We start from the raw sequence: 12,818 nt of genomic DNA, 5'->3' as shown, positions 1-12,818 counted from the left end.
GTGCCCGTCCCGCCCCGGCTGCCGGAGGTGACCCCGCTCCGCGCCCGCGCCATGACCACCCCGGACGGGCACCACTACGCCGTCGCGCCCTTCGGCCGGGCCGGCCTGGTGCTGGTGGTGGCGCGCGACCGCAGCGAACCGCTCGCCGCGGCCGCGTTCCACTCGACCGAGGTGGACCGGCTCGCCCAGCTGGTCCGGGCCGGCGCGGTGATCCTCGGCGACCGGCTCGACCTGGTCGGCGCCCCGCCCGTGACGACCATCACCTGACCGGTCCCACCGTTTCACCCCAGGGCAACGGGGGCGCAACAGGCGGCCGGCAGGGTCGGTGGTGAGGAAGGGAGCGAACCATGGCGCTGTGGCGGATCCGTGCCACCGTGGACGACCGGCCGGGCTACCTGTCGGTGCTCACGGCGAGCCTCGCGTTGCGTGGGGTCAACATCCTCACCGTGCAGGTGCACACCACCGAGCTGGGGGCGGTCGACGACTTCCTGGTCGACGCGCCCGACCGGCTCACCGAGGCCGACCTGCAGGCGGCCGTCGAACGGGGGCGGGGCCGGAACTGCTGGGTCGCGCGCAGCGAGGCGCGCGGCCTGGCCGACCAGCCCACCCGGGTGCTCGGCCTGGCCGGCCGGCTGGTCCGGGACCCGGACGCGGCCGGCGAGACACTGCGCGTCCTGCTCGGCGCGGACGCGGTGACCTGGCGCCCGGCGCCGGCCGCCGCACCGGGCGGGGTGGACGACACCACCATGCTGCTGGCCGACCCGGCCGGCGGCTCGTACGAGCTGCGGCGGCGGGAGCCGAGCTTCACCCCGGCCGAGTACGCCCGCGCCCAGGCCCTGGTCGAGCTGGCCGCCACGGTGGCCCGCCGGGACGCCGACCGGGTCACCCTCGTGCTGCCCGACGCGGCCGAGGTGCCGGTCCGGCCGGCCACCGCCGAGGACCTCCCGGGCGTGCTGGAGCTGCACGCCGGGTGCTCGCACCGGAGCCGCCAGCGGCGCTACCTGAGCGGGGCGGGACACCCGGCGCCCGCCCGGCTGCGCCGGCTGCTCGAACCGGCGCGGGGGCTGACGCTGGTCGCCACGGCCGGCTCCGGCGGGGCGGCCGCACCGGTGGTGGCCATGGCCAACCTGCTCGGCGAGGGCGACGAGGCGGAGGCGGCGCTGCTCGTGCGGGACGACTGGCAGCGCCGGGGCCTCGGCTCGGCCCTGCTGCGGCGCCTGCTCGGGCACGCCGACCGGGCCGGCTACGCGGCCGTCCTGCTGCACGTGCAGGCCGAGAACACCCCGATGCTGCGCACCGTGCACGGGCTGGACCGGCCCACGTCGGTGGAGCGGGACGGCAGCGTGCTGACCGTGACGGTGCCGCTGGCCCCCCGGCCGGTCGTGCCGCCCCGGCGGGCCGGCGCGACCGCGCGGGGGCGCCGGTCGTCCTGACCCACGGTCGCGCGCCGCGACGCCTCCCGGTCCGCAACGGCGCGGTGCGGGACGCCGGCCGGCGGGCGACCGCACACCGGCGCCGGATCACCGGCGCCACCAGGGCCGACCTCCGGTGCGGGGGACGGTGACACGGCAGGGCCCCCGGTGCGGGGGCCCTGCCCGTGTCCGGGCCCGCCCCGGTCAGGTCGCCGGGTAGCTGCTGTAGTCCGGGAAGTTGCCGTAGAGCCGCCCGTCGCCGCCCACGGTGACCGCCTGCACCAGCAGATCGCCGCCGACGAACGCGCCCTTCCAGGACGCGCCCCGGCCGCCGAACGGCTCCTCCCGGTCGCCGCGGGAGCGGGGCTTGTTGATGCCCACCTTGAACGCCTGCAGGTCGACCGCGAGCTTGCCGGCCAGCTCCTCGTCGTCGCAGGCCAGGGAGGCGACCAGCGCGCCGTTGGACGCGTTCATCTGGGCCAGCAGCTCGTCGGTGGTGTCCACGACGACGATGGTGTCCACCGGGCCGAACGGCTCGGCGTGCATGAGCCGGGACCGGCCGGGCGGGGCGAGCAGCACGGCCGGCGCCACGTACGCCGAGGTGTCCTGCCCGTCGAGGAACGGCGCGCCGTCGAGCTTGCCCCGGTGCAGCGGCACCGCGCCACCACGGACCGCCTCGTCGACCTTGCGGCGCAGCTCCTCGGCCTTGGCCCCGCTGATCAGCGGACCGAAGTCCAGCTCGGGCAGCGGGTCGCCGGCCGACCAGTCGTCACCCACGGCGAGCGGGTGTCCGAACCGGACCGACCGCACGACCGGCAGGTACATGTCGAGGAACTCGTCGACCAGGTCGCGCTGGACCACGAACCGCGGGTACGCGGTGCAGCGCTGCTTGCCGTACTCGAAGCCCTTCTTCAGGTGCGCGGCGAGCAGGTCCCACTGGGAGAAGTTCCAGATGCCCCAGGCATTGAGGCCCTCCTGCTCGATGAAGTGCCGCTTGTCGGAGTCGAGCAGCGCCGCGGCCACCTTGCCGCCGTTGGAGCGGCCGCCGACGAACGCCACCGCGCCGATCTCCGGGGCGCGGACCAGCACCTCGGAGAGTTCCTCGCCGCTGCCGGAGAGCAGGGTGGCGGGCAGCCCGGCGCGGCGCATCAGCGCGTGCGCCACGGTGAGGCAGACCGCCCCACCCTGGGACGGGGTCTTGGCGATCACCGCGTTGCCGGCGAGCAACTGCACCAGTTCGGCGTGCACGAGCACGCTCATCGGGTAGTTCCAGGACGCGATGTTGCTGACCGGGCCGGGCAGCGCCTCGCGACCGTCGGCGAGCATCCGGTCGATCTCCTGCACGTACCAGCGGACGCCGTCGAGCGCGCGGTCGACGTCGGCGCAGGCCAGCCGCCACGGCTTGCCGATCTCCCAGACCAGCAGCAGGGCGAGCAGGTCGCGGTGTGCGGTGAGCGCGTCCAGGGCGTCGTCGACCCGGGCCTTGCGCTCGGCCAGCGGGGTCTGCGCCCACTCGCGGTGCGCGGCGGCGGCGTGCGCCACTGCGGATCGTGCCGCCTCGGCGTCGAGGCGGGCCAGGTTGACGAGCACGGTGTTGTCGACCGGGGTGCGCACCGGGGTCGGCGCGCCGACCGCCCGCCACCCGCCCTCGACCAGGTTGTGCAGCGTGGCGATGCCGTCGGGCGCGGTGCCGAACGCCTCCGGCGTGGCGGCCACCGCGCGGGCGAGGGTGTCGGGCCAGGAGGTGCCGTCGGCGAGTCTGAGAGCCATCGCGTTCTCCTCAGGGTTGTCCGGGGGAGCGGCGGCGTCGATGGCACCGCTGGTGTCGCGTACTGTCCCGCGCGGCCGAGCGGGCGGGCAACCGTACGCTCGTATGCCAGGACGCCTGGCCGGGCACCGCGACACGTCGCGGCCCGACCACCAGCGGCGTGACCTGGGGGTACGCGGGAAGCGCATAGAAGGACTTCGATTATGTGATCCAGCTCCGGGCGGCGTCGACCGGGTTACCCGTCAGTACGGATCTTTCCCTCGACCGGTTCAACCGCCCAGCGCCGCGATCGCCTCCGCGGTCGTGCAGACGGTGCCGAGCCGGCGGAAGACATAGTCGACAGCGAACTCGTGGGCGTACGCATCCAGCCCGGACATCGCGTCGTGCGGCAGCACCACCCGGTAGCCGATCTCGTCGCCGATCCGGGCGGTCTGCTCCACGCCGAAGTTGGTGGCGATCCCGCCGATCACGAGGGTGTCCACCCCGCGCGCCCGCAGCGCGCCGTCCAGCCCGGTCTCGTGGAAGGCGCCCCAGCTGTGCTTGACGATCGCCAGGTCGCCCTCGCGGGGCGCCACCTCAGGGAGTAGTTCGCTGCCCGGCGGCTGCGGATCGGGGCCGGGCCGGTCGACGCGGACCACCACCACGGTTGCCCCGGTGGCGCGGGCGGCCCCGGCGAGGGCGAGGCAGCGCGCGACCACGTCGGGGCCGGTGTGCGGGGCGGTCGGCAGGTCCACGATGCGACGCTGGAGGTCGATCAGGACGACGGCGGTGCGGGTCGGGTCGAGAGGGTCCACTTCAAGATCATATCGGCGCGAGGCCGTCGCGGCGGTCCCGAACGACGGAACCGGCTGCCGGACCGGGGTCCGACGGCCGGTTCTCGAGCCGGCTCAGCTCGTGAAGGTGATCCGGTCCCGGCGGCGCCGCAGCACCATCAGGAGGACGCCGCCGCCGATCAGGGCGAGGCCGGTGAGCGAGATGCTGGTCGCGGCCACGCCGGTGAGCGGCAGGCCGCCCTCGGTGCCGCTGCCGCCGCCCTGGCCGCCGCCGGCCGAGGTGCCGGGCGCCGGGGTGCCCGACGACGGGTTCTCCGAGCCGCCCGGCGCCGGGGTCTCCTCGCCCGGGGTGGACGGGGTCGGCGTCGGGCTTCCCGACGACTCGCACGGCGTCAGCCAGAACACCTTGTGCTTGTCGTCGAACGCCTTGCCGTCGGTCAGGTCCACGTCGAGCTTGAGGTGGTAGCCCTGCTCCGGGTGCAGCTTCAGCCCGGTCAGGTCGAGGTCGTTCGCGGAGAGCTTGATGACCTCGTCGTGGTCGTTCGCCGCGCCGGAGGCCGGGTCGGTGCTGATCACGACGTTGCTCTTCGACCAGACGACCGCGTCCTTGGGGCTGGCGGACGGCGGCTGCGCCCAGAGGGTGATGCTTGCCTTCTGATCCTGGTCGAAGTTGAAGAACTCCAGCTCGAACTCGCAGGTGACGTGCGGCTGGTTGTCGACCTTGTCGGAGAAGGGGGCGCCGTCGATCTTGACGGTGCCGTTGTCACCCTTGGGGTTGTGCGGGTTGCCGGTGGCCCACGCCGGGGCGGCCACCAGTCCGAGCATGGCCGTGGCAGCGGCTGCGGTGAGGGCAGCGCGCGCCACGTGCCGACGCTGTGGCATGAGGAATCCTCCGAGATCGGGAGAGGGGCCGCCACATGATCACACGTCGATCCGCGTTCGTCGAGATCGGACGAGTGGCCTGAGCTGCGAAGACATTCGCGTCGAGGCCGAAATCGGGGCCACTTTCCAGGCGTGTCGGCGTAACGCCGAACGGCCTCCCGGCGCTCCGCCGTCGTCGATGCCCGGCGCCGTCTTCACAAACCGTCGATGCCGACATTACATTGTCGACTATCCATGGGAGCGCTCCCGCGCTCCTGGACGTCACCCACCACAGTCGGCGGCAGCCCGGACCGACGCCGTCCCGTCCGGTCCGGGCTGCCGTGCGGCGCCACCGACAGGAGCTCGCCATGCCCCGTCCGACCCCGCCACCCCGTGGCCGGTCCCGGCTTCGCCGGCTGCTCGCGGCCGGCGCCGCGCTCGCCGCCGGCCTGGCCGCGGCCGTCGCCGTCCCGCCACCCCCGGCCGCCGCGGCGCCCGCGTTCAACTACGCGGAGGCGTTGCAGAAGTCGCTGTTCTTCTACGAGGCGCAGCAGTCCGGGCGGAAGCCGGCCTGGAACCGGGTCTCCTGGCGGGGCGACTCGGCGCTCACCGACGGCGCCGACGTCGGCCTCGACCTCACCGGCGGCTGGTACGACGCCGGGGACCACGTGAAGTTCGGCTTCCCCATGGCGTTCAGCGCCACCATGCTGGCCTGGGGCGCGGTCGAGTACCGCGACGGCTACGCCGCCTCCGGCCAGCTTCCGCACCTGCTGAACAACCTGCGCTGGGTCAACGACTGGTTCGTCAAGGCACATCCCGCCCCGAACGTCCTCTACGGACAGGTCGGCAAGGGCGACGACGACCACAAGTGGTGGGGACCGGCCGAGGTGCTGCCGATGGCGCGGCCCGCGTACAAGATCGACGCGAGCTGTGGCGGCGCGGACCTGGCGGGGGAGACGGCGGCCGCGATGGCCGCCTCGTCCATCGTCTTCCGCCCGACCGACGCCGCCTACGCCGACAAGCTGCTCGGCCACGCGAAGCAGCTCTACACCTTCGCCGACACGGTGCGGAAGAGCTACCACGAGTGCATCACCGACGCGACCAGCTTCTACCGGTCCTGGAGCGGATGGCAGGACGAGCTGGTCTGGGGCGCGACCTGGCTCTACCGCGCCACCGGCGACGCCGTCTACCTGGCCAAGGCGGAGAGCGAGTACGACCGGCTCGGCACCGAGCCGCAGTCCACCACCCGCTCCTACAAGTGGACCGTCGCCTGGGACAACAAGCAGTTCGGCGCGTACGTGCTGCTGGCCAACCTCACCGGCAAGCAGAAGTACGTCGACGACGCCAACCGCTGGCTCGACTGGTGGACCGTCGGCGTCAACGGCTCCCGGGTCACCTACTCGCCCGGCGGCATGGCCGTCCTCGACTCCTGGGGCGCCCTGCGCTACGCCGCCAACACCGCCTTCGCGGCGCTGGTCTACAGCGACCGGACGAGTGACGCCGCGCGCAAGGCCCGCTACCACGACTTCGCCGTCCGGCAGGTCAACTACGCGCTCGGCGACAACCCGCGCCACTCCAGCTACGTGATCGGCTTCGGGGCCAACTCGCCGAAGAACCCGCACCACCGCACCGCCCACGGCTCCTGGTGGGACAGCCAGACCGTGCCCACCGAGACCCGGCACGTGCTCTACGGCGCGCTCGTCGGCGGCCCGTCCTCGGCCAACGACGCGTACACCGACAGCCGCTCCGACTACGTCATGAACGAGGTCGCCACCGACTACAACGCCGGCTTCACCTCCGCCCTGGCCCGGCTGACCGCCGAGTACGGCGGCAGCCCGCTCGCCGGCTTCCCGACCGCCGAGCAGCCGGACCTGGACGAGCTGACCGTGGAGACCACGGTGATGCAGGCCGAGCCGCGGGCCACCGGCCTCAAGGCCATCATCTACAACAGGTCCGCCTTCCCGGCCCGGGCGCTGACCACCGCGAAGTTCCGCTACTACTTCCGCCCCGACGGCACCGGCCCGGTGCAGGTCACCTCCGGCTACACCCAGGGCTGCCCGTCACCCACCACGGCCCGGCAGTTCTCCGCCGACATCTGGTACGTCGAGGTCGACTGCACCGGCTGGACGATCGCGCCGGCCGGGCAGTCGCAGCACCGGATGGAGGTGCAGTTCAAGGTCGGCGTGCCGGAGGGCGGCACCTGGGATCCCACCAACGACCCGTCCTACCAGGCCGCCGCCGGCCCCAACCGGAAGGTGCCGCTCTACTCCGCCGGGACGCGGGTCTGGGGCGAGGAGCCCGGACCGGCCACCCCGGACACCACCGCGCCGACCGTGCCCGGCACCCCGGTCGCCTCGGCCGTCACGGCCACCGGCCTCACCCTCACCTGGCCCGCCTCCACCGACGCGGGCGGCAGCGGCCTGGCCGGCTACGAGGTCACCCGTGCGCAGGCCGGCAGCGACGCGCTCGTGCTGACCGACGCCCCGTCGAACAGCCTCGCCGTGACCGGGCTGCAGCCCGAGCGGACGTACCAGTTCACGGTGCGCGCCCGCGACGGCGCCGGCAACCGGTCGGCGGCCTCGCCGGCCCTGACCGTGACCACCCCGGCCGCTCCGGCGCCGGACAGCACCCCGCCCACCGCCCCGGGCACGCCCACCGCCTCGGCCGTCGGCCCGACCGGGCTCACCCTCGCCTGGGGCCCGGCCACCGACAACGTGGGCGTCACCGGCTACCGCGTCCACCGCTCCGCGAACGTGCTCGTCGGCTCGACCACCGGGACCACGCTGGCCGTCACCGGCCTGACCGCCGCCACCGCGTACACCTTCACCGTGGTCGCGGTGGACGCGGCCGGCAACGTCTCGCCGGCCTCACCGCCGCTCACCGTCACCACCGCGGACCCGCCGGCCGCGGGTGGCTGCGCGGTGACCTGGACGAGTAGCAGCTGGGACACCGGGTTCACCGCGAACATCACGCTCACCAACACCGGGACCAGCACCGTCAACGGCTGGACGCTCGCCTTCACCTTCCCGAGCAGCGGGCAGAAGGTGGGCCAGGGCTGGTCGGCGAACCTCACCCAGAGCGGCGCGGCGGTGACCGCGACGAACGTCTCCTACAACGGCACGCTGGCGCCGGGCGCGTCGACCAGCTTCGGCTTCAACGGCACCCACACCGGCCCCAACCCGAAACCCACCACGTTCACGATGAACGGCGCCCCCTGCACCGCCTCCTGACGTTCCGAGATCTTGGACAGTTGCCGTTCACTCCGAACGGCAACTGTCCAAGATTCAGTTCGGCGGACGCCAGCCCGCGGCCCGGAGGGCGCCGCGGACAGACTCGGCGACCTCGTCGGGGCGGGCGCGGACCAGCCAGGCGGGGAAGCGGAGGATCCGGTCACCGACGGTCCAGATGTCGTTCTGTCGGCGCATGTCGTCGGCCCACTGGCGCACGTCCATGTGGTGCGCCCCGTCGACCTCCACGTGCAACCGCCACTCCCGCCAGTACGCGTCCAGCCAGCGCACGCGGCCGGCCTGATCCGCCCGGCGTTCCTGCAGGTCCGGGCGAGGCAGCCGATGCCGCCGGCACAGCGCCAGGAATCCAGCTCCGACAGTGCCTGTGCGCCACCCGCGATGTCCGCCGCCGTCCGACGGAGCAGGGCGCGCCGGCGTGCCCGGGGCAGCACATCCAGGACGGCCTCGATCTCCTCCGGCAGGACCCGGCGCTGCTGGCAGGCGGACGCCAGGACGAGCCGCGCATCCCGGCTGCTCCGAGCCCAGCCCGCACCGTCGACCACCGCCCGTGCGGTCGTGGTCCGGGGCGGACGGGCGAGCTGGAGATGCGCCTCGGGCAGCACGGTGCTGCGGTGCACCACGACTCCCGGCATGTCGATCGGAAGCCGGCGCGGCAGTGACCTCACCCGCCGATCGGCCGGCACCAGCACGTGCAGCGGCTCCGGCGGGAGGCCGCGTACACCAGCCTCGGCGGCGGCGGTCACCCCGGCCAGCACGGCCTGCGGCCCGGCGGCGAGGACCGCGACCCACAACTGCTGGTCGCGGGTCAGCCGGCCGTTGCTGGTGACCACGATGCCCCGGCAGATCGACCGCCAGCACCCCGAGCGGACCAGACCGCGCACGGTGCCCTCGGTCAACAGCCGGGTCGCCTGGCCGGTGGTCAGCACCCCCGCCTGCTCGAACGCCAGCCACTCCAACGGCTCCGCCTTCTCGGCGGGCAGCACCCTCACCACCCGCCCGAGTCTCCGCTCGACGACGCGGTGACACCGCCCCGTCCACAGATCTTGGACACTTGCCGTTCGCGTCGAACGGTAAGTCGCCAAGATTCGGGGGAACCTGGGGAAGTGTTGGTGACGGTGGGGCACGGGGCCGCCGACCGGGAGCGGTTGGGGGAGTTGCTGGCCGGTGGCGGGGTGGCGCTCGTCGTGGACGTGCGGCGGTATCCGGCCAGCCGGACCAACCCGGACGTGCGCCGCGAGGAACTGGAACGCTGGCTTCCCGAGCGCGGGATCGACTACCGGTGGGAGCCCCGCCTCGGCGGCCGCCGGCACGTCCGCGCCGGGGAACCGGAGCCGGACACCTGGTGGACCGTCGCTGCCTTCCGGGCCTACGCCGGGTACACCCGGACGCCCGAGTTCGACGCGGCGCTGAACGAGGTGCTCGCCGACGCGGAGCACCGGACCACCGCCGTGATGTGCAGCGAGAGCGTGTGGTGGCGCTGCCACCGGCGGCTCATCGCCGACGTGGCGGTCCTCGGCCGCGGCGTGCCGGTCGCGCACCTCATGCCGGACGGCCGGCTCAGCCCGCACCGCCCCGCCGAGGGCGCCCGCCGCCTCCCCGACGGCCACCTGCTCTGGAACGGCTGACGCACCGCCGCCCGCACCACGCCGCGCTCAGTCGGCGAGTTCGTCGGCCAGGAGGTCCATGAGCAGGGCGTCGTGCCAGCGGCCGTCCGCGCCCCGCTCGTAGCGGCGCATGATCCCGACCGGCCGGAACCCCACCTTCGCGTACGCCCGGATGGCCGCCGTGTTCGCCGCCGCCGGGTCGATGGTGAACCGGTGGTGGCCGTACTCGTCGACGAGGTGCCGGACCAGGGCGCGGATGGCGTCCCCGCCGAGGCCGGTGCCGCGGGCGGCCGGGTCGAGGAAGATGTCCAGGCTGGCGTGGCGGTAGTCGGGGTCGGTCTCCGCGTACCACTGGATGGCGCCGACCAGCCGGCCGTCGTGCTCGATCGCGTAGACGGTGACGTCGTCGTCGGCCAGGTCGGCGCGGACCGCCTCGGCGAGGTCGTCCCCGCCCCGCCACCAGCGGCGCACCTCCGGGGTGGCGCGGATGGCCGCGAGGGCCGGCACGTCGGCGTCGGTCGCCGGCCGCAGCGTCACCGCCCGCCCCCGCAGCACGGTCAGCCCCGGATCTCGCCGTGCTCGACGCAGACCGCCGACCAGCCGGTCGGCACGACCTGCACCTTCATCCGCCGCCGGCAGTGCGCGCACCAGCGCGGCGGCTCCAGCGCCCGGGCCGTGGCGCACGCCTCGTGCGGGCCGGCCGCCACGGACCCGCCGCAGCGGTCGCACCAGGGCGGCGCCGTGGCGGGCTCGCGCCGGTCGTCCGGTTGTCCCGCGCCGCGCGGGCGGAGCGGGCCGGCGGCGGGTTCGGCCGGCGGTGCGGGCTCGACAAGCTCGGTCACGTCGTCCTCACAGGGTGGCGGAGAGCGCCTTCACCGGCATCTTCAGGTCGTCCAGCAGCTGCAGGTCGGCGGTCGCCGGCCGGCCGAGCGTGGTCAGGTAGTTGCCGACGATGACCGCGTTGATGCCGCCGAGCAGGCCGTCGCGGGTGCCCAGGTCACCGAGGGTCAGCTCCCGGCCGCCCGCGTAGCGGAGGATGGTGCGCGGCATGGCCAGCCGGAACGCGGCGATGGCGCGCAGCGCGTCCTTGCCCTCCACGACCGGGCGGTCCGCGAGCGGGGTGCCCGGGCGGGGGTTGAGGAAGTTCAGCGGCACCTCGTGCGGGTCCAGCTCGGCGAGCTGCGCGGCGAACTCGGCGCGCTGCTCCACCGTCTCGCCCAGGCCCAGGATGCCGCCGCAGCAGACCTCCATGCCGGACTCGCGCACCATCGTCAAGGTCTCCCAGCGCTCCTCGAAGGAGTGCGTGGTGACCACGTTCGGGAAGTAGGAGCGGCAGGTCTCCAGGTTGTGGTTGTAGCGGTGCACGCCCATCTCGACCAGCTCGTCGACCTGCTCCTGGGTGAGCATGCCGAGCGAGGCGGCGACCTGGATGTCGACCTCCGCCTTGATGGCGGCCACGCCCTCGCGCATCTGCTTCATGAGCCGCGCGTCGGGGCCGCGCACGGCGGCCACGATGCAGAACTCGGTCGCCCCGGTCGCCGCGGTCTGCTTCGCCGCCTCGACCAGCGCGGGGATGTCCAGCCAGACCGAGCGGACCGGCGAGGTGAACAGGCCGGACTGCGAGCAGAAGTGGCAGTCCTCCGGGCAGCCGCCGGTCTTCAGCGAGATGATGCCCTCGACCTCGACCTCCGGGCCGCACCAGCGCATCCGCACCTCGTGGGCGAGCTGGAGGGCGGCGGGCAGGTGCTCGTCGGGCAGGTTCAGCACGGCGAGGACACCGGCCTCGTCGAGGCCGACGCCGTTCTCCAGCACCTGGGTCCGGGCCTGGTCGAGGATCTCTGGCATGGCTCGTACCCTACAAGGCCGCTCCGAGCCCGGGAAACGGCCGCGTCGGGCCCCCGCGAGCAGGCCCGGCGAGCCGGGCAGCGCCACGTCGGGGCTCTCCGGCCGGGTGGTAACTTCGCCCCGCGGAAGCGCCCGGTGGGCGACGGGTCTGGGGAAGGAACGTGACGGTGGCGGACTGGCTGGCGGCCCTGGACCGCCGCGCCGAGCTGCGGGCCAAGGCGGGGCTCACCCGCACGCTGCGCCCGCGCGCCGCCGGCGACGCCGTGGTCGATCTGGCCGGCAACGACTACCTCGGCCTGGCCACCCACCCGGAGGTCACCGCCGCCGCCGGTCGGGCGCTGTCGGCGTACGGGCTGGGCGCCACCGGGTCGCGGCTGGTGCGCGGTTCCACCGACCTGCACCACGCCCTCGAGGACGACCTGGCCGGCTGGCTGGGCGTCGACCGGGCACTGGTTTTCTCGTCCGGCTACCTGGCCAACCTCGCCGCCGTCCGGGGCCTGGTGCAGCCGCGTACGCTGCTCGTCTCCGACGCCCACAACCACGCCTCGCTGATCGACGGCTGCCGGATCTCCGGCGCCGAGACGGTCGTCACCCCGCACGCCGACGTCGACGCGGTGGCCGCCGCGCTGGCCGCCGCCCCGGGCCGCCCGGCGGTGGTGGTGACCGAGTCGGTGTTCTCCGTCGACGGCGACCTCGCCCCCCTCGCGGCGCTGCACGCCGTGGCCCGCCGGCACCGCGCGCTGCTGCTGGTCGACGACGCGCACGCGCTCGGCGTCACCGGGCCGGCCGGGGCCGGCGGGGTGGCCGCGGCCGGGCTGGCCGGCGAGCCCGACGTGGTGGTGACGGCGACCCTGTCCAAGGCGCTCGGCGGCGCCGGCGGGGTGGTGGCCGGGCCGGCCGAGTTCGTCCGGCACCTGGTGGAGACCGGCCGCACCTTCATCTTCGACACCGCGCCGCCGCCCGCCGTGGTGGCCGGGGTACGCGCCGCGGTGCGGCTGGCCCGCTCCGGCGACGGCCTGCGCGCCGAGCTGGCCGAGCGGGCCGCCCTCGTGGTGCGCCGGCTGGGCGGGGCGGGCCTGGAGGTGTCCGCACCCGACGGGGCGGTGGTTGCGGTGACCGCCCCCGGCCCGGAGGCGGCGACCGCCTGGGCGGCCGACTGCCGGGACCGGGGCGTCGCGGTGGGCTGTTTCCGGCCCCCGTCCACCCCGGACAGCCGGTCCCGGCTCCGGCTGACCATCAGCGCGGGGGTCGACCGGGCCGACTTCGCACGGGCGCTGGACGTGATCGTGGACTGTGCGCCGTGAGCG

The 12,818-nt window shown here is 74.6% G+C and carries 12 protein-coding genes and 1 pseudogene; 6 read left to right on the top strand and 7 right to left on the bottom strand.

The features are described from left to right. Together F8274_RS14925 and F8274_RS14920 are read left to right on the top strand one after the other, a co-directional pair. Positions 1 to 267 (top strand): annotated as a pseudogene (locus tag F8274_RS14925) (amino acid-binding protein); the annotation flags it as partial. A gap of 80 nt (positions 268 to 347) precedes the next feature. Further along, on the top strand, positions 348 to 1,433 hold the full coding sequence (locus F8274_RS14920) for a GNAT family N-acetyltransferase (RefSeq protein WP_151462991.1): 1,086 nt from the start codon (positions 348 to 350) through the stop codon (positions 1,431 to 1,433). Between the two features lie 183 nt (positions 1,434 to 1,616). Here the strand turns inward: F8274_RS14920 and F8274_RS14915 are convergent, their stop codons facing one another. The 3 genes from F8274_RS14915 to F8274_RS14905 form a co-directional block, all read right to left on the bottom strand. Next, positions 1,617 to 3,182 (bottom strand): aldehyde dehydrogenase family protein, encoded by a 1,566-nt coding sequence (locus tag F8274_RS14915; RefSeq protein ID WP_151462990.1) that lies wholly within the window; start codon positions 3,180 to 3,182, stop codon positions 1,617 to 1,619. A 267-nt stretch (positions 3,183 to 3,449) separates the two neighbouring features. Further along, positions 3,450 to 3,974 (bottom strand): isochorismatase family protein, encoded by a 525-nt coding sequence (locus F8274_RS14910; RefSeq protein ID WP_151462988.1) that lies wholly within the window; start codon positions 3,972 to 3,974, stop codon positions 3,450 to 3,452. 93 nt (positions 3,975 to 4,067) lie between these two features. Further along, positions 4,068 to 4,835, bottom strand: a complete 768-nt coding sequence (locus F8274_RS14905; protein WP_151462986.1) for an LPXTG cell wall anchor domain-containing protein — start codon at positions 4,833 to 4,835, stop codon at positions 4,068 to 4,070. Between the two features lie 347 nt (positions 4,836 to 5,182). Here F8274_RS14905 and F8274_RS14900 point away from each other — a divergent pair, with 347 nt between their 5' ends. Continuing rightward, the gene (locus tag F8274_RS14900) at positions 5,183 to 8,044 is read left to right on the top strand and encodes a glycoside hydrolase family 9 protein (RefSeq protein ID WP_151462984.1); all 2,862 of its coding nucleotides are present in this window, start codon (positions 5,183 to 5,185) and stop codon (positions 8,042 to 8,044) included. Between the two features lie 54 nt (positions 8,045 to 8,098). Here the strand turns inward: F8274_RS14900 and F8274_RS32630 are convergent, their stop codons facing one another. Further along, positions 8,099 to 8,332: a DUF559 domain-containing protein gene (locus F8274_RS32630; protein WP_370518233.1), complete on the bottom strand. Its 234-nt coding sequence runs from the start codon at positions 8,330 to 8,332 to the stop codon at positions 8,099 to 8,101. Positions 8,333 to 8,692: 360 nt separating this feature from the next. On the opposite strand from F8274_RS32630, the gene F8274_RS32625 reads away from it, so the two are divergent. Both F8274_RS32625 and F8274_RS14890 read left to right on the top strand, forming a co-directional pair. Beyond that, on the top strand, positions 8,693 to 9,085 hold the full coding sequence (locus tag F8274_RS32625; RefSeq protein ID WP_370518232.1) for a hypothetical protein: 393 nt from the start codon (positions 8,693 to 8,695) through the stop codon (positions 9,083 to 9,085). An 86-nt stretch (positions 9,086 to 9,171) separates the two neighbouring features. Then, positions 9,172 to 9,687: a DUF488 family protein gene (locus F8274_RS14890; RefSeq protein ID WP_225853800.1), complete on the top strand. Its 516-nt coding sequence runs from the start codon at positions 9,172 to 9,174 to the stop codon at positions 9,685 to 9,687. Positions 9,688 to 9,714: 27 nt separating this feature from the next. On the opposite strand, the gene F8274_RS14885 is transcribed toward F8274_RS14890, so the two are convergent. From F8274_RS14885 to bioB, 3 genes are read right to left on the bottom strand one after another with little or no spacing between them, the layout of a single operon-like run. Beyond that, positions 9,715 to 10,221 (bottom strand): GNAT family N-acetyltransferase, encoded by a 507-nt coding sequence (locus F8274_RS14885; RefSeq protein WP_151462981.1) that lies wholly within the window; start codon positions 10,219 to 10,221, stop codon positions 9,715 to 9,717. A gap of 2 nt (positions 10,222 to 10,223) precedes the next feature. Further along, a complete protein-coding gene (locus F8274_RS14880) occupies positions 10,224 to 10,508 on the bottom strand; it encodes a hypothetical protein (protein ID WP_151462979.1) in 285 nt (94 codons plus the stop codon). 7 nt (positions 10,509 to 10,515) lie between these two features. Next, the gene (gene bioB / locus F8274_RS14875) at positions 10,516 to 11,511 is read right to left on the bottom strand and encodes a biotin synthase BioB (RefSeq protein WP_151462977.1); all 996 of its coding nucleotides are present in this window, start codon (positions 11,509 to 11,511) and stop codon (positions 10,516 to 10,518) included. A 167-nt stretch (positions 11,512 to 11,678) separates the two neighbouring features. Here bioB and F8274_RS14870 point away from each other — a divergent pair, with 167 nt between their 5' ends. Next, entirely contained in the window at positions 11,679 to 12,815 is a 1,137-nt protein-coding gene (locus tag F8274_RS14870; RefSeq protein ID WP_151462975.1) for an 8-amino-7-oxononanoate synthase, read from the top strand. The last annotated feature ends 3 nt before the right edge of the window (positions 12,816 to 12,818 follow it).

The organism is Micromonospora sp. AMSO31t, from assembly GCF_008868175.1.
In the GTDB taxonomy this organism is placed as follows: Bacteria; Actinomycetota; Actinomycetes; order Mycobacteriales; family Micromonosporaceae; genus Micromonospora.
The sequence above is the reverse complement of the archived record's forward strand: the minus strand, read 5'-3'. Positions and strand labels throughout refer to the sequence as shown.

What these genes read in the sequence shown, in the direction of transcription:
- F8274_RS14905 (WP_151462986.1), bottom strand. Translation starts at nt 4,835, where the DNA reads ATGCCACAGCGTCGGCACGTGGCGCGCGCTGCCCTCACCGCAGCCGCT.
- bioB (WP_151462977.1), bottom strand. Translation starts at nt 11,511, where the DNA reads ATGCCAGAGATCCTCGACCAGGCCCGGACCCAGGTGCTGGAGAACGGC.
- F8274_RS32625 (WP_370518232.1), top strand. Translation starts at nt 8,693, where the DNA reads ATGTCGATCGGAAGCCGGCGCGGCAGTGACCTCACCCGCCGATCGGCC.
- F8274_RS14915 (WP_151462990.1), bottom strand. Translation starts at nt 3,182, where the DNA reads ATGGCTCTCAGACTCGCCGACGGCACCTCCTGGCCCGACACCCTCGCC.
- F8274_RS14920 (WP_151462991.1), top strand. Translation starts at nt 348, where the DNA reads ATGGCGCTGTGGCGGATCCGTGCCACCGTGGACGACCGGCCGGGCTAC.
- F8274_RS14900 (WP_151462984.1), top strand. Translation starts at nt 5,183, where the DNA reads ATGCCCCGTCCGACCCCGCCACCCCGTGGCCGGTCCCGGCTTCGCCGG.